The organism is Brevibacillus brevis (assembly GCF_022026395.1).
Classification (GTDB): Bacteria; Bacillota; Bacilli; order Brevibacillales; family Brevibacillaceae; genus Brevibacillus.
The window spans coordinates 5814219-5829195 of record NZ_CP041767.1; the positions used below are offsets into that span (position 1 = coordinate 5814219).

The 14977-nt window shown below is 50.0% G+C and carries 17 protein-coding genes; 4 read left to right on the forward strand and 13 right to left on the reverse strand.

Annotation, left to right across the window (positions count from 1 at the left end; all coding sequences use genetic code 11):
• Positions 1-7 precede the first annotated feature (7 nt).
• The 12 genes from FO446_RS27390 to eutL form a co-directional block, all read right to left on the reverse strand.
• Entirely contained in the window at positions 8-1468 is a 1461-nt protein-coding gene (locus FO446_RS27390) for an ethanolamine ammonia-lyase reactivating factor EutA (protein ID WP_173610337.1), read from the reverse strand.
• Positions 1469-1610: 142 nt separating this feature from the next.
• Positions 1611-2201 carry an ANTAR domain-containing response regulator gene (locus FO446_RS27395; RefSeq protein WP_173610336.1) on the reverse strand — a complete coding sequence of 197 codons (591 nt, stop codon included), beginning with the start codon at positions 2199-2201 and terminating at the stop codon, positions 1611-1613.
• On the reverse strand, positions 2173-3633 hold the full coding sequence (locus FO446_RS27400) for a sensor histidine kinase (RefSeq protein ID WP_221867301.1): 1461 nt from the start codon (positions 3631-3633) through the stop codon (positions 2173-2175). The genes FO446_RS27395 and FO446_RS27400 overlap by 29 nt, the downstream gene beginning before the upstream one ends.
• Before the next feature lie 92 nt (positions 3634-3725).
• A complete protein-coding gene (locus tag FO446_RS27405; protein ID WP_173610334.1) occupies positions 3726-4169 on the reverse strand; it encodes a EutP/PduV family microcompartment system protein in 444 nt (147 codons plus the stop codon).
• The gene (gene eutS, locus FO446_RS27410; protein WP_088909882.1) at positions 4166-4507 is read right to left on the reverse strand and encodes an ethanolamine utilization microcompartment protein EutS; all 342 of its coding nucleotides are present in this window, start codon (positions 4505-4507) and stop codon (positions 4166-4168) included. The genes FO446_RS27405 and eutS overlap by 4 nt, the downstream gene beginning before the upstream one ends.
• A 2-nt stretch (positions 4508-4509) precedes the next feature.
• Entirely contained in the window at positions 4510-4797 is a 288-nt protein-coding gene (locus tag FO446_RS27415) for a EutN/CcmL family microcompartment protein (RefSeq protein WP_007720099.1), read from the reverse strand.
• Positions 4798-4801: 4 nt separating this feature from the next.
• Positions 4802-5629, reverse strand: a complete 828-nt coding sequence (locus tag FO446_RS27420) for a hypothetical protein (RefSeq protein WP_047069986.1) — start codon at positions 5627-5629, stop codon at positions 4802-4804.
• Between the two features lie 15 nt (positions 5630-5644).
• Positions 5645-6421, reverse strand: coding sequence for a phosphate propanoyltransferase (gene pduL / locus FO446_RS27425; RefSeq protein ID WP_221867300.1), 777 nt, complete (start codon positions 6419-6421; stop codon positions 5645-5647).
• A gap of 9 nt (positions 6422-6430) precedes the next feature.
• On the reverse strand, positions 6431-6718 hold the full coding sequence (gene eutM, locus FO446_RS27430; protein WP_047069988.1) for an ethanolamine utilization microcompartment protein EutM: 288 nt from the start codon (positions 6716-6718) through the stop codon (positions 6431-6433).
• A 49-nt stretch (positions 6719-6767) separates the two neighbouring features.
• Positions 6768-8261 carry an acetaldehyde dehydrogenase (acetylating) gene (locus tag FO446_RS27435; protein ID WP_048035225.1) on the reverse strand — a complete coding sequence of 498 codons (1494 nt, stop codon included), beginning with the start codon at positions 8259-8261 and terminating at the stop codon, positions 6768-6770.
• The gene (locus FO446_RS29060; protein WP_330873227.1) at positions 8261-8746 is read right to left on the reverse strand and encodes a BMC domain-containing protein; all 486 of its coding nucleotides are present in this window, start codon (positions 8744-8746) and stop codon (positions 8261-8263) included. Before FO446_RS29060 ends, FO446_RS27435 begins: the two co-directional genes overlap by 1 nt.
• 35 nt (positions 8747-8781) lie before the next feature.
• Positions 8782-9432 carry an ethanolamine utilization microcompartment protein EutL gene (gene eutL, locus FO446_RS27445; RefSeq protein WP_173610331.1) on the reverse strand — a complete coding sequence of 217 codons (651 nt, stop codon included), beginning with the start codon at positions 9430-9432 and terminating at the stop codon, positions 8782-8784.
• Positions 9433-9764: 332 nt separating this feature from the next.
• Between eutL and FO446_RS27450 the strand changes: the two genes are divergently transcribed.
• The 3 genes from FO446_RS27450 to FO446_RS27460 all read left to right on the forward strand — a co-directional run bounded on the left by FO446_RS27450 (position 9765) and on the right by FO446_RS27460 (position 12707).
• On the forward strand, positions 9765-10322 hold the full coding sequence (locus FO446_RS27450) for a hypothetical protein (protein WP_173610330.1): 558 nt from the start codon (positions 9765-9767) through the stop codon (positions 10320-10322).
• A gap of 161 nt (positions 10323-10483) precedes the next feature.
• The gene (locus FO446_RS27455; protein ID WP_173610329.1) at positions 10484-11161 is read left to right on the forward strand and encodes a response regulator transcription factor; all 678 of its coding nucleotides are present in this window, start codon (positions 10484-10486) and stop codon (positions 11159-11161) included.
• Entirely contained in the window at positions 11151-12707 is a 1557-nt protein-coding gene (locus tag FO446_RS27460) for a sensor histidine kinase (protein WP_173610328.1), read from the forward strand. Before FO446_RS27455 ends, FO446_RS27460 begins: the two co-directional genes overlap by 11 nt.
• Before the next feature lie 46 nt (positions 12708-12753).
• On the opposite strand, the gene FO446_RS27465 is transcribed toward FO446_RS27460, so the two are convergent.
• Positions 12754-13650: a LysR family transcriptional regulator gene (locus FO446_RS27465; protein WP_087351171.1), complete on the reverse strand. Its 897-nt coding sequence runs from the start codon at positions 13648-13650 to the stop codon at positions 12754-12756.
• Positions 13651-13778: 128 nt separating this feature from the next.
• Here FO446_RS27465 and FO446_RS27470 point away from each other — a divergent pair, with 128 nt between their 5' ends.
• A complete protein-coding gene (locus FO446_RS27470; RefSeq protein WP_237899597.1) occupies positions 13779-14846 on the forward strand; it encodes a YeiH family protein in 1068 nt (355 codons plus the stop codon).
• The last annotated feature ends 131 nt before the right edge of the window (positions 14847-14977 follow it).

The window sequence follows — 14977 nt, forward strand, 5'->3', positions numbered from 1 at the left end:
TCTTACGTTACGGCCTCTCATCAAATGCAAGTGTTTTGACGACGACGGGAATAATCGTTCCCGAGATCGGCTCACCGAGATCGATGTAATCGCCGTATTCCACACGCACCTGATCGATGCAAATGATTTCCGGTGCCCCTTTGCAACGCAGCGCCAAGGCCTGCCCGAGCGCTTTCGCCATATCTGTTTCACAGATCACAACCATGGTTTGACTCTCGGGGAAAGTCGCCCGGTATTGCTCCGACAGCTCCTGAGACAGCGTCTGCAGCAGAGCGTACGAGCAGTACCCGATGCCGGAGATCGCAAGTGCGAAAGGAATCCCTGTCGTTTTTTCAAACAGGCGCTCACCCAGTTGGTAGATCGAAGCCACTTCTTGTCGCAGCCTTGTGGCATCTGCCAATTGTTCCTCGGTAAGCTCTAGCTTGAGAATCGGAATATTTTTGATTGGCAACAGCTCCGGCTTGATATGCACGGTTGAACCACTAATCTCCGTACTCTGCATCCCCGCGCCAATTACCGTTGCCCGTACCGTTTGATCCGGGTCTAGCCACTGTACCGGATACGTTCCTTTTTCGCGCTCCTGCTGGAGGACATAACCGAGCAGTGGGCCGAAATCGCCGTATCGGCTCGCATCCGAAATATTTTGGACGGGAGGTCCGCTCATGAGTAGACCCACACCGCCTGAGACAGTCAGTTCGTTAACAGGGATGGTATCGCGCAAATGCGGTCCCACTACGAGCAAGCCTGACACTTGGCGCTCTTTCCCCGTCAAATAATCGAGCATACTGCGTCCCAGCTGTTCGGCAACCTCTGTGAGCTGCGCGAATCCGATTTCCTGTCCGACTTGAATACGCAGTCCTTTTGCCGTCAGCCATTGTTGAATGTTCGGCGACACGTATTGAACGACACCTTGCGGACTGAGACGAATCAGTCTTCCTCCGACGTGGAACGTTACCGTCGCAATCGCCCGGCCACGTTGGAAGTAGGCTGCATTCGCTGTTCCTCCGCCAATATCGACATTGACGATCACACCTTGCATGGCTTGCGAGCGTTTTTCTGCGCCAGCGCCCTTGCCCGCCAGCACGCCTTCGAGGTCAGCACCTGCTGTCGCTACCACGAAATCCCCGGAGCGTTCTGCCAGCAGATGAACGATATGCTGTGCGTTCTTTTTGCTGGCTGTTTCTCCGGTAATGATGACCGCCCCGGACTTGATTTGAGACAAGCTGATTTGTGCCTTGTCGTACTCGGCTGCAAGAATCGCTCCGATTCCGTCAGCATCGATTTCATCAAATCCGATGAGCGGTGTGGAATGCACTTCACTCGCATACAGCAATTGTCGCTCCACGATCTGATAACGCGGCAGCGAAAACGTGCTGGACATGCGACCCAATCGCAATCGGCTTACGATCATTTTGGTCGTGCTTGTTCCCACATCGATCCCGACGCTTTGGATCCATTGTTCGTCCATATGAACCTCCTTGAACCATTGGCGTGTCAGACGGGCCCTACGAAAAAACGCTTGAACAGCCGGTTCCTTGCTCCCGGTCTGATTCAAGCGCCTTTGCTCTCTTCGTATCTACTTGTCACTGCTTTTTATGATAACGTCAGTTCTAGCTTTGCGAAAAAATGGCCTGCTCGCCCGACAAGATTTCCTCTGCCAGCTTCACAAGCGGCATGCGCCGTTGCATGCTTACTTGCTGCATCCATTTGTAAGCCGCATCCTCTTCCAAGGATAGGGCACTCATCAGCTTTCCTTTTGCCTTTTCCACTGCCTTGCGATCCTCGATCTTTTGCTTCAGATCATTTATATCCTTCTTCAGGGAAACGACTTTTTCCTTTTGACTGAGCGCGATTTCTACTGCGGGAATCAAGTCATCCTCCGACACCGGCTTCACCAAGTAAGCCGTCACACCCGCTTTTCTGGCATCCTGGACGAGTTCCTTTTGGCTATAAGCCGTCAAAAGGAGAATGGAACTGTCTGAAAAGGAACGAATGATACTGCTTGCCTTGATACCATTCAAGACAGGCATTTTCACATCCATGATGATCAGATCGGGCTTGTGACGATGGGCCTGTTCGACTGCCTCTTCTCCGTTTTTCGCTTCGGCAACCACTAAATACCCTTCATTTTCGAGCATCTCGCGCAAATCCATGCGAATAATCGGCTCGTCATCAACCACCATAATCTTCGGCTGTGTCATCTTCATCCTCCTTTTGGATCGGATAGAGTATGGTAACCTCTGTTCCGTTCCCAGTGTTGCGGAAATGCATCGTGCCTTCGAGGTCTTCCCTGACCAGTGTATCGACAATTTTCAGGCCGAGATGGCCCTTTTTGTGGATTTGCTCCATGTCCTCGATGCCCACCCCGTCATCTGTCACAGACAAACTAACGAAGTCTTCCTTGGCAACCAGTGCAATAGAGATTTTCCCTTCTTGCTGCTCGTGAAAACCATGAATCATGCAATTTTGAATCAGCTCGGTGACGATCAAGGCAAACGATGTTGCTTTGTTGGACGGCAGATACACCGATTCGCCCGTCACCACGACGTGTATAGCTTGCTCAGAACGTCTCATCGAAGAGACGATTATTTTCGATATTTTGGTTAAAATCTCTTTGAAGTCAATCTGCTCCAGACCATCCTGTGCCAAGTACTCGTGAATAATGGCGATGCTGTTGATGCGATTGATGCTTTCCCGGTATACTTTTTCAATCTCGTTGGACTGTGAACGCCGCATTTGCAGGCGCAACAGGCTAGAGATGGTTTGCAAATTGTTTTTGACCCGATGGTGAATCTCTTTGATCACCGCGGATTTGATCATTAATTGCTTTTCTTTTTCCCGAATGTCCGATATGTCTCGCAGGAGAATGAATCCCCCGATGATGTCTTGCTTGCGTACGGACGAAACCGCTTTCATCATGATAAAATGTTTGCCTTTTGACAGCTCCTCCTGAATATAACCCCCGTTGCGTACAAAATTCTCCGGGGTAACTCTCCAGGAAAAAATACGTTCGATGCTCTCTCCCTTTTCCGGCCTCTCAAAGCCAATCAAGGAGAGCAGCTTGTGGGCACGACCATTGGCATACGTGATAATCCCACTCTGATCAAACAAAATCATGCCCTCGTGCAACAGCGACGAAATGGGCAGATCAGGCACAGCGAACTGGATGAGCGTCTCACTTAACTGCTCCGTTGTTTCCTTGAGCATTTCGACGTTCTTTTCCTGTTCTACCTGTTTGGATATATCTTGTTCAGTTATCAAGGTCCCGATTGTTTTTCCAGCCGCATTCGTAATGGGTACGACACTTTGTCGCATCACGACCTGCTCCTGTGAAACCCCACGTGAACCGATGACGGGCTTGCCTGTAGTCAGGCAATACATAACGGCCGGCTCATTAATCGCCGTCGCCAAATGCCCTACGACCGATCCACTGTACATGGAGCGTGCCGTACTCGGTGCAGCTTGTGCGACTACCATCGCCGCGCTCCGATCTACCGTCGGACAATCGATAAACATGTCCGCTTGAGACAGATCAGCAAAAATCTGAAGCTTGGAAGCCAGATCCTCCACAATCCGAATGTCGTCATCACTCAACGTCGTGGACGCTTTGCACACTTCTCGTATTGATTGCATGTGAACCTCTTTTCACCTGCTAGGAGTTGATATGACCTCATTTTCTCACAGACATGCTACGGCGGAAAGGGGTGTAATACTGGTTAATCACGCTACTCGTTTACAATTTCTTGCAAATACGCTCGCAATTCTGGCACTCCCTCATTCGTGAGCGAGGAGGTCCGGAAAATTTTCGCATTGCCGAGCGATTGACGCAGGAATTGTTCTGCCCTCTCCACGTTGGCATCAGGATGATCCATTTTGGTAATGACCCCGATGCACGATTGCGGAAACCCTTGCGAAAAGCCAGGAGGGAAATAATTGCGCTCCCGCGTAGCATCCTGCACCATCACAATGACCTTCGCCTCAAGAGAGGTAGCCATAAGCGTGCGGTAAAACATCGGGTTTTCGCTGTACTCACCCGGAGTGTCAATTGCCCAGTCCCGATATTCGAGCGCTTGGGTCTTCCTGGCAGGCTGTTCGTCATTGAACAGCGCCCGCACCAGAGAAGACTTTCCTGCTTCAATTGCACCGATAATCATTACACGGCCGGTCATGATTTCGTCACCAACGCCGGTGTAAACCGCAGTTTTTCGCTCAGCACCTGATTGACCGCTTCGACTGCCATCTCAACAGCGGATACATCTCCTACGACAATCAGTGAACCTGTAAAACGATCGAGAAACCCAAGCTCGACGTCAGCAGCCTTTGTCGCAATATCCGCGGCAATAATGGCTGTTTCGGTAGGCGTCAAAGTCAAGATGCCGATCGCACCGGCCTCATTGATACCTAGCTTGGTATAGAGCATTGGGTCAGGGTTTGCGATTACATGAGCCAACGTGACCTGTTTCCCTGGTACGAATTCCTGGATGACTCGTGAACGTTCCTGTTCCATTCCTATTCCTCTCTTCCTGCGGCACCCGGCACCTCAAACGAATCCACGATGCCTACGATGATCGCATCGATCGGCACACTGGTGCCGGAGAAAAGGATTCGGGCAGGCGTCCCACGAGAGACGATAACCTGCTCCCCGATTCCCGCACCGATCCTGTCCGCTGCGATTACGGTTTGTCCGCCTTCTTCGCCACGCCAATCAATCGGCTGAACCACCATGAGCTTGAGATTTTCCATACCTGCTTCTTTTTGCGTGGCCCAGACGCTGCCGATCACTTTTCCCAAAAACATGCGATCACCCTTTTCCTAAATAGCTGACCGTAATGCCGCGTTCTCTCATGCTGTCATAAGCAAGCGGAGAAACAATTGCACCTTTTTTCACGATCAAAGTCGTATCGCGAAGCTCAGGCTGAGATCTGATCCAATCCGCTGTCAACAGCTTCCCGGAAAAGACAGCTTCTTGCTCATCCAAAGGAGTCAATGTCGGTTGCTCTGTCTTGCTAGTAGTCTCCACTTTTTGCAGTTGAGACTTCAGCTTGGAAACCACGCGATCAGCCAGACGGCGTTGCTCTGCAAACTCTACACCCAGCTCTTTCATGCTCTCAACGTGACGGTTGAACAGCTTTTCATAAGCAGGTGTCAGTGTCAATGTTTGCAGGGTACGACGGTCTGCGCGCTTGATCCCTGGTACATCGGAACCAGCGATGACGAATTTGCCCGTCACCAACGCGGAAAAGACGATTTCCGCTTTAATTGTTCCTTTTAGACCGGAAGCAATTCTCGCTGCATTATCCAAATCGATTTCTGGAATCACGATACCGACATAATCTTTCGGCACTTCCAACGGGGCAGGAGCGTACTCATCTGCTGTAAGGATTTTGCCTGCTCCCCCACATTCAATCTTATGCATTCCCAACCAGGAAGAGGTTTCTCCGTCCAGGAAGAGAATGTCATGGCAGATCCCGTGGTTTTTCAGTTGGATAAAATGATCTTGAAACGCCTCATGAGCCTGGCTGTCGCAAAAAACGTACAGGACACGAGGCGCTGTGCTGCTTTGTTTTTCTGTATTCATCGATTGCAAAATTTCTTTCGTAATCGACGCCACCATTTCTCTGATGTCCATCAAGCTCAACCTCCGTTAGCCGGAGTAAAATTGCCCGTTCTTGCCGATCACTTTTACCCGGTCGCCCGTTTTCAAATTAGCGGCATTTCCTTCATCCGTATCAACGTGGAAATCAAGTGCAAACTGCGGATGTACACGAACGACTACATCTGGATAGATAATAGGACGATCGCTTTGCGTCGCCAGAATCAGCCTATCGCCATCCTTCACTTGATATTGCTCGGCATCTGCTGGAGACATATGAACATGGCTCTTCGCTACGATTACGCCTTTGTCCATCACAACAGTCCCTTTTGCCGTTACAAGCACCATACCTGGTGTACCTTCAATATCTCCAGACATACGCACAGGGGCATGAACACCTACTGCGAAGCCGTCTGTTCTGGAAATTTCCACTTGTGTCGCCCCACGAGCTGGTCCCAAGATGCGAACCCCGTGAATGCTGCCTTTTGGTCCTACGATGGTGACTGTTTCCTGGCAAGCAAACTGGCCTGGCTGCGACAAATCACGCATTGGCGTCAATTGATGGCCTGCTCCGAAAAGCTTTTCCACATCTTCTTGCGACAAGTGAACGTGACGATTCGATACGCCCAAAGGAATTTCACGCACTGCCTCGGCAGCTTGATTGGTGGAAGGCTGCTGGTTCTGATCAACTTGTTTCACTTGAATCCCTCTTCCTTTCAAGAAATCTGCCGCTGCTGGTGTTATTTTATCCCCTTTCTCAACGAGAAAGGGGTTTGGGATACCTGACTTATGCATTGCTCTCAAGGATGCTTCTGTAATGACTGCCATAGGGATTTATTACCCTTCGAGTTTAGGCAGGATCAGTTCAATGTCTCCATGAGGGCGTGGGATTACGTGTACAGATACGAGCTCTCCTACTTTTTCAGCAGCAGCGGCACCTGCGTCTGTGGAAGCTTTTACTGCACCTACGTCACCACGTACCATAACAGTTACGAGACCGCCACCTACGTGTACTTTACCAATCAGTTTTACGTTTGCTGCTTTTACCATTGCGTCAGCAGCTTCAACTGCTCCGATCAAACCTTTTGTTTCTACCATTCCCAATGCGGACATTTCTCCAGCCATTTTTGTATCCTCCTTAATTATATCTCCAAGATTTTAGTGTTTTACGACATTAAGACGTCATTTCTGTTAACACGGATTTGATGATGTTCTTGATCTCATCACGGCTCAAGCCAACGTTCATGGAAGAGACAGCCTGTAGAACAGCTTCTTCCGCTTGTGTTGCAGGAGCTTGTGGTGCTGGCGTTGATTGTGGCATTTCTTTGATACCAAATGCAACACGCTTGATGTTGAACATATGCTTCGCACCGATGTTATCGGAAGTGATGTTGCCCCCTAAAGAGCCGCATCCAAGTGTGAACGCTGGTTGTACGCCAGTCGTTGCACCAATTCCCCCGAAAGTCGTACCGGTATTTACCGGAATTCTGGATGCTGGCATTGCTTGACCATACGCTGCGATGACATTGTCATCCTGGGCGTGAATACCCGCTGTATGTCCAAGACCACCATGCTCCAGCAATTCGCGGCAACGGGCAAACGCTTCGCTGTCGCCTTGAACAGTGTAGAGGGCAAGGACCGGAGCCAGCTTTTCAACGGACATCGGATATGCTTTACCTACATTGTTCTCCTCCGCAACCAGGACACGCGTATCAGCAGGGATGGTAATACCCGCCATTTGAGCGATCACATGCGGAGAGCGGCCAACGATCTTCGCGTTCAGCGAGCCGTTAATCGTAACGATGGCAGCTACTTTTTCCTTTTCTTGCTCGTTCAGGAAGTAGGCGCCTTCACGCTTCAGGGCAGCAATCAATTGGTGTTTGGTGGATTCCTCCACTACCAATGCTTGCTCAGAAGCGCAGATTGTACCATAGTCAAACGTTTTGCTCTGCACGATGCGCTTGGCAGCAGCAGCAAAGTCAGCACTGTGGTGGATGTAGACCGGAACGTTACCAGGTCCCACACCGTAAGCAGGCTTGCCGGAGCTGTATGCCGCGCGTACCATCGGCGTTCCGCCAGTCGCGAGAATCAAATTGGTCAGCTTGTGCTTCATCAATTCGTTTGTCGCTGGAAGCGTAGGCTTGGTAACGCAATGGATCAAGCCTTCTGGTGCTCCAGCCGCTACTGCCGCCTGTGCCATCAGTCGCGCTGCTTCCAGCGTGCACTTGGCTGCAGACGGATGCGGGCTGAAGACAATCGCATTTCTCGCCTTGAGGGAGACCATCGATTTATAGATAACCGTGGATGTCGGATTGGTGGAAGGCACGATACCAGCTACGATACCGAATGGCTGCGCCACTTCCCATACCTTGTTCTCTTCGTCCTTACGGATGATGCCAACCGTTTTTACATCTTTCACAGATGCGTACACATCTTGAGCAGCAAACAGGTTTTTCATCCGTTTGTCCGGGATGTTACCAAAGCCTGTTTCTTCTACAGCCATAGCTGCGAGTCGATCAGCATGCTCCACGCCCGCTTTGGACATGGCTTCGATGATTCTGTCGACTTGTTCTTGGCTGTAAGTAGCGAACTTGGCCTGTGCTTCCTTCGCTTGTGCGAGGTAGGTACGCACTTCCTGTATGGAATACAGATCAGCGTCGAGTGTCATTAGGCTTTGTCACCTCCGCCTTGTTTCTCTTCCAACAGACGAATGAGATCTTCTTTTTTCGCCATGTTGATTTCGTTCGTTGTCAGCGGGAAATCCGCATACGAACGCGCCATTTTGCGCAGATCATTGATAGACTGATCTTGCAATTTGGACGCTGGCACTTGGGCCGGCTCTGCCTTAACCTCTTCTTTTGCTTCCGGTTTCAGCAGGTTTTTAAGCATTTTGGGTACATTTTCGTCAGGACGTGGAATAACGTGTGAGTGCAGCAATGTTCCGACACGTCTCGCAGCTTCAGCACCAGCATCTACTGCTGACTGTACGGAGGAGACATCTCCGATTACATACACGGTAACGATCCCTGCGTCCGCGCCCTCATAAGAGACGACTTTGACGTCAGCCGCTTTGGCAGCAGCGTCTGCGGCAGCGATGAGAGCAGGCAAGCCCAATGTCTCGATCATGCCGAGTGAATATGTCGTAGCGCGCATTTACATTACCTCCCCTTCAAGAGGGAAAATCCCTATTATCGTTTGACAGGCTGTTGGGCGACACTTCTTACGGCATCGGCAAAAGCATCGGCGGCTGCCGTGCATGCCGACTGGCTGCCAGTGAGTAGCGCTCCCCCAAAGTTCGTTTCTGTTGGTGGACCAAAAAATTGAACCATTTCGACATCTGCAGCCTTGAGGGCGGCATCAATACCATACATGGCCTCCAGCGGTGGTGCGATCAAGTAGGCAAGCGGTTCACCTTCTCTGATTCCCGCCAGTTGGGACAAATAGCTGCCCGTCCGCGACACAACATGGGCGTAATACGCATGCGTCCCTTCAGCATTCAAAGAGTAAAAGCATGCTCCGCTTTCCATAAATGCAACGGCTGCATCCAGTCCGCTCTGCACCTCCGATGGCGTCGCGCCTCCGATCATCCCGATGAACTCGCCGGACAACGGTCCAGACGCATGGCCTGAGCCTGCATAAAACGACTTGGCATACACAACTTCTACCGCTGCCTTTTTGGTCGCTTCATCAATGGCCGTATACCCCACATCGTCAATCGTGGAGGTCAAAAGCCCCAGACTTCGGATATGAGAAGGCAGGTTCAGCTTCTCCGCAAATTGAGGATCGACATTGGGAATCAGTCGGATCGCAAGCGGCGTCGCTCGAATTGGTTTTTCCATGCGTGTCACTCCTTTCAAGACAACATCCCTGATCAAAAGCAAAAAAAGGTGCCTAAACACGAAAAAATAAGATCCGTGTTCAAGGGCACCTTTGCCTTTTGATTATTCACTTGTGGGTAGAAGATAACACGCGATTTACGTGCTCTTTTACCTGTCTCTAATGTAGAACAAGGCAGGGAAAAATGCAAGCGTTTTCGGCATTCCGTCACTTTTCCATATTCCGGTCATATTACGGACACACGCCCCCGTTAAATTTGTGTTGTAGCCGAGACGGGCAAGCCCGCAAACAAGGCTCACTACAGTCTAAAGACCCCCCAAGGAGGAATTTCACAATGAAAAAGAAAATGGCAATGACAGTTATGGCTTTGGCAGTATCCGCAATGGCAGGTTCCGCGTTTGCGGCAAGTGAACCCGCGAAAACGTCTGGTTCTTCTGCTCCACTGAAAATGGTGACCACAGATGGTACAAATGCTCTTTTCAAACCGATTATTAGCCTGGAGGAAATGGCGAAAGAAAAAGGGATCACTGTGGAAGAGTTGATCAAGCAGCTTGAAAAAGAAGGAAAACTGACGAAAGGAGTAGCTATTAACACGAAAGACGGCGATCTGACAACTAGCTTCTCCTTCATGAAATTCGATGCCATCAGCGATAACAGTAAGACAATCGACCTGGTTGAAATGGCGAAAGAAAAAGGCATCTCCGTAGAAGAGTTGATCGAGCAGCTTAAAGAAGAAGGCACGCTGGCAATAATTTCTTCCACGACAACTATCAATCTGGAAGAAGTAGCAAAAGAAAAAGGCATCTCTGTGGAAGAGTTGATCAAACAGCTCGAAAAAGAAGGCAAGATCACAAAAAGTACAACAGTCTCAGTACCTGCCATCAAAAAATAAGCGTTGCCTTTCAAGCACACAAAAAAACCTCTAGCAGGAAACTGCCAGAGGTTTAGTCATGCCGTTCGCCATTCAACGGACACATGATGTCAGTCAAAATGATTTCTATCATTGCTATGATAAGTACAAATTGACTTGAGATAGATAGGAGGTGTTTCTTCGTGAAACGAATTCTACTCATCGAGGATGAAATGCCGATTGCCCGACTTGTCCAGGTCTACCTGGAACGGGCGGGCTATGAGGTAAAATGGAATGTGGGTGATCACGAGGCAATTCCGACTTTTCTCTCCTGGAAACCAGATCTTGTCCTGCTTGACCTGATGCTGCCCGATCATGACGGCTTGAATATACTCGATCAGATTCGCCAATACGGCAGCTGCCCTGTCATTATCATCACGGCGCGCGGTACCGTGCCAGACAAGCTCAAAGGTCTGGCACAAGGGGCAGATGATTACATCGCCAAGCCATTTGATCCAGAAGAAGTGCTCGCCCGTGTACAAGCTGTGCTCCGCCGTTCCTCTTATATCGCCGAAGCAGATACGATCAGACTCGGGACACTTTCCATAGATGTTACGGCCCAAAATGCCTTAATCGGGAAAGCACCCCTTTCCTTAATGCCAAGGGATTGGCAACTACTTGTTTTCCTGGCGCGACATCCGAACCAATGCTTCAGCCGAGATCAGTTGCTGGATCAGGTGTGGGGAATGGATTTTGAAGGGGGCGATCGCTCTGTGGATACCGCAGTGAAGCGCTTGCGCAAAAGCTTACTGCCGTGGCCGACTTCTGAAGGGGAAATCAGCACAATCAGAGGAATGGGGTATAGCCTGCGTGTTTACTAATCGATCTACTTCTACCAGAGCTGCTGTACCGCTCTTGCGTTACTGGACGTGGCGCTATGCCCTGATTTTATCGGTCATTCTTTTTGGCATTGGGTTTTTTGGCATCTATTGGATTAACAAAGCAACTACAGAACAACAGTTTCAAGTATTGGAAGCAAGAACAGAGTTGCTCGCTGATTCGTATACCAAGGTGTTGCTTGCCAAGGACACCTCGACTTCTTCTGTAAAGATAGAGGATTTGGCACAAACAACCGTTGGTATCTCCAATCAGGCTGTCACTGCTGTGACTGGCCCTGGGTCTCCGGCTATTCCTGGCACCGCAACACCTGCAGCCAATACTGCCACGATCGCATTTCGAGTCATGCCGACTGTCCCAATCGATCACGTGGTACAGATTTACGATGATGCGGGCAAGACGTTCAAGAAGGATATGCTGAATCAGACGACGACCGCTACCATTGCGCAGTTGCCGACTCCTGCCCAGCCTGTGGACAAAACAAAGGAAATACGGGAGGTCGTTGCCACAAAGGGTGCTACCTGGCTGCGTGTAGGTGTCCCTTACTATGAACACAATGCAGTCGCAGGCACTTATTACGTCAGTACCCCGCTTAACAATGATTTGGTCCACACCTATATCACGATCATGGTTTCCATCGGGATCATCACCTTGTGCGGTTGGGCCATCGTCTATGTGCTGTCTCGCTCGTTAACACAACCCCTGCGGCAGTTGGCAATAGCGGCAGAGCAAATATCCAGCGGGAATTATACGCCTCCCTTGCCCAATTCTTCCAAAATCAAAGAAGCGGAAATCAGTCAGCTGGTTCATTCTTTTGACGAAATGGCGAAACGGCTTGGACAACTGGAGCGGATGCGCACCGACCTTTTGGCTGGTGTCTCCCATGAACTGCGTACCCCTGTCACCTCGATCCGCGGGATGATTCAAGCGGTCAAAGACGGCGTTGTAAAAGGTACAGATGCCGATGAATTCATGCAAATCAGCATGGACGAAGCCAAGCGACTCCAGACAATGGTCAATGACCTGCTCGATTTTTCGTCGATGGAAGCAGGCGAAGTATTCGTCGAGAAGCAATCCATTCAGATCAACAGCACATTGGATCAGATAGTCGCACAGGTGCAAGCCTTACCGTCATTTGCAGACGTAACTGTGACAGTAAACCCGACTGGATCAGAAATCGTTTGGGTCGGCGATGAATCACATGTTAAACAAATTTTGCTCAATTTATTGGGAAACAGCGCAGCCGCAAATGCAACGCAAATCGAGATCAGCGTCCATAATCAAAGGGATTTTCTCTCCATCGACGTGACTGACAATGGAAAAGGGATTTCTGAGTCAGAGGTTCCATTCATTTTCGAACGGTACTATCGCGGCGACAGCAAACGTAAAAAGAAACATGGATTGGGACTGGGCCTGACGATTTCGCGACTATTGGCAAAAGCACACGGGGGAAATGTCGAATTGATTCGGACTTCTCCAGAAGGAACAACCTTTCGTCTGACACTGGCCCATCCAGATACATCCGCATGAAAATGAACAGAGGAAGCAGCACCGATGAATCGTGCCGCTTCCTCTGTTACGTATGAGCCCCCTCTGGCACATGCGTGCGAATAAGATCCATGAAGATGTCCAATGCTTTGGTATGAAACTCGTCGGATTTCGTGACGAGCGAAAAATCACGGGTAACAGGTGTCCCCGTCACCTTCAATGTACAGAGCGTGCCGAGCTTTCGTTCTTTACGGATGGCCCAATAAGACAGCAGGCTGATTCCCAAGCCAGCCTCCACTGACTCCTTGATCACCTGCGTACTGCCGAACTCCATTCGCTTGTGCGGTGTGAATTGCAGTTGGCGAAACATTTTTTCAGCCGCTTCCCTCGTGCCCGACCCTTCTTCCCGTACTATCCACGTTTCCTTCATCAGTTCGTCAATGCTGACCTCAGACTGCCCCGCCAATCGATGCTCTGGAGAAGCAATCAAATACATACGATCATCAGCAAACGGCTCCACGCACATTTTTTCGTCCACATACTCCCCCTCCACAATCCCGACATCGAGTTGTCGCTTCGCTACCAGCTCAGCAATGACTGTGGAATTGTGGATCGTAATCGTAGGGGTAATCATTGGGTAATACTGACGAAGACGCGCAATGACGTGAGGCAGTACATACTCTCCATATGTGTAGCTGGCGCCAATCGTCAAATGCCCGCTCGGTGTGTTCATCAAATCATCCACGAGACTCTGCATCCGCGTGTACAAGCCCAGGATCTCCCGAGCGTGATGATAGACAATCTCCCCCGCTTTATTTAAGCGAACATATTTGTTGCTTCGCTCCAGGAGCTTTGTCCCTATCGTGCGCTCGAGCGCATGAATATACTGACTAACGGCAGGCTGCGTCATGTGGAGCTCTTCTGCAGCTCGGGAAAAGTTCTGTCTGTCTGCAACGGTCACGAACACTAGCAAATGCTGATCCAACTGCCTTCACTCTCCTTTCCACCACTAACCATTCATTTCACTTATGATCACTATCGCAATGATTTATTTTTCTTATTATAACAGTTGCCGTATGCTGAGTTTGTAAAACTTTTCGAGGAGTGATGGCAATGGCAACTCCCATCAAAAGCAGCGTGCCATTGAATGAAAGCAATGCCAGCGTACAGCCCGCAAAAAACAACGAAAGCAAACCTGCATCCTTCTCGCTGTGGATAGCTGGAATCGCTTTTACTTTTTTTATCGCCCTGACAGGCTACGGCCTAGCAAAAATACCTGGGTTTCAACAGGTTGGCCCCCTCGCCTGTTCGATCCTGATCGCGGTCGCTTACCGGCATTTTCGTGGATATCCGGAAGCATTGCGATCAGGGATTCAATTTTCCGCCAAGCGTTTACTGCGTCTGGCTATTATTTTGTACGGGCTCAAGCTCAATATCGACGTCGTCTTGAATCAAGGCCTCGGGCTTCTCGTCTATGACGCTGGTGTCATTATTTTTGCTATCGTGGTTACAATGCTGATAGCCAAGTGGTTGAAAGCAGACTCTTCCCTCTCCCTCATGCTCGGAGTCGGTACAGGCGTCTGTGGAGCAGCGGCGATTGCAGCCGTCTCCCCTATCGTTGCTGCCAAGGATGAAGATACCGCCATTGGGGTAGGGATGATTGCCCTCGTCGGAACCTTATTTGCTATTGCCTACACGATCCTGCGTCCATTCCTTCCCCTGTCCGCAGTTGAATACGGCATGTGGTCAGGAATTAGTCTGCACGAGATTGCTCATGTCGCATTGGCTGCTGCACCAGCGGGTCAAGATGGGCTAGCGATTGCCCTGCTGGCAAAATTGGGGCGTGTGCTCCTGTTGGTTCCGCTTTGTTTTATCCTGATGATTTGGATGAAACGCTCCGGGAAATTACAAAGTGGCACCAAGATTGAATTCCCATGGTTCCTGATCGGCTTCCTCGCTATGAGTGTTTTTGGAAGCTACGTTCTCGGCACATCCATTCCTGTCACAGAAGCATTCCATAACGGAATCGCCAATGTCACAACCTTCGTTCTCACTATGGCGATGGTCGGGCTTGGCCTCAATGTCAATCTGCGTGCACTGCGGACAAAAGCGGCGCGTCCACTGATTGCCATGAGTATTACCTCAATTCTTTTGTCGGTGCTCTCCTTTGCATTGGTATAAAAAACTGTGGATAACCAAACACCCGAATTCGAATTCGCCGATTTCTTGATGATCGGCGAGTTTTTTTGTGGATAAGGACAAAGATTATCCCCATATGTTGATAAAGATGTGTACATCTTTGCCGAGGGGGA

Excerpts from the sequence above, each read along its gene's own strand:
- eutS (WP_088909882.1), bottom strand. The coding sequence starts at position 4,507 with ATGGAACAGGAACGTTCACGAGTCATCCAGGAATTCGTACCAGGGAAA.
- eutM (WP_047069988.1), bottom strand. The coding sequence starts at position 6,718 with ATGGCTGGAGAAATGTCCGCATTGGGAATGGTAGAAACAAAAGGTTTG.
- FO446_RS27470 (WP_237899597.1), top strand. The coding sequence starts at position 13,779 with ATGGCAACTCCCATCAAAAGCAGCGTGCCATTGAATGAAAGCAATGCC.
- FO446_RS27405 (WP_173610334.1), bottom strand. The coding sequence starts at position 4,169 with ATGACCGGCCGTGTAATGATTATCGGTGCAATTGAAGCAGGAAAGTCT.
- eutL (WP_173610331.1), bottom strand. The coding sequence starts at position 9,432 with ATGGAAAAACCAATTCGAGCGACGCCGCTTGCGATCCGACTGATTCCC.
- FO446_RS27400 (WP_221867301.1), bottom strand. The coding sequence starts at position 3,633 with ATGCAATCAATACGAGAAGTGTGCAAAGCGTCCACGACGTTGAGTGAT.
- FO446_RS29060 (WP_330873227.1), bottom strand. The coding sequence starts at position 8,746 with ATGCGCGCTACGACATATTCACTCGGCATGATCGAGACATTGGGCTTG.
- FO446_RS27450 (WP_173610330.1), top strand. The coding sequence starts at position 9,765 with ATGAAAAAGAAAATGGCAATGACAGTTATGGCTTTGGCAGTATCCGCA.
- FO446_RS27390 (WP_173610337.1), bottom strand. The coding sequence starts at position 1,468 with ATGGACGAACAATGGATCCAAAGCGTCGGGATCGATGTGGGAACAAGC.
- FO446_RS27415 (WP_007720099.1), bottom strand. The coding sequence starts at position 4,797 with ATGTTTTTGGGAAAAGTGATCGGCAGCGTCTGGGCCACGCAAAAAGAA.
- FO446_RS27435 (WP_048035225.1), bottom strand. The coding sequence starts at position 8,261 with ATGACACTCGACGCTGATCTGTATTCCATACAGGAAGTGCGTACCTAC.
- FO446_RS27395 (WP_173610336.1), bottom strand. The coding sequence starts at position 2,201 with ATGACACAGCCGAAGATTATGGTGGTTGATGACGAGCCGATTATTCGC.
- pduL (WP_221867300.1), bottom strand. The coding sequence starts at position 6,421 with ATGGCAGTCATTACAGAAGCATCCTTGAGAGCAATGCATAAGTCAGGT.
- FO446_RS27420 (WP_047069986.1), bottom strand. The coding sequence starts at position 5,629 with ATGGACATCAGAGAAATGGTGGCGTCGATTACGAAAGAAATTTTGCAA.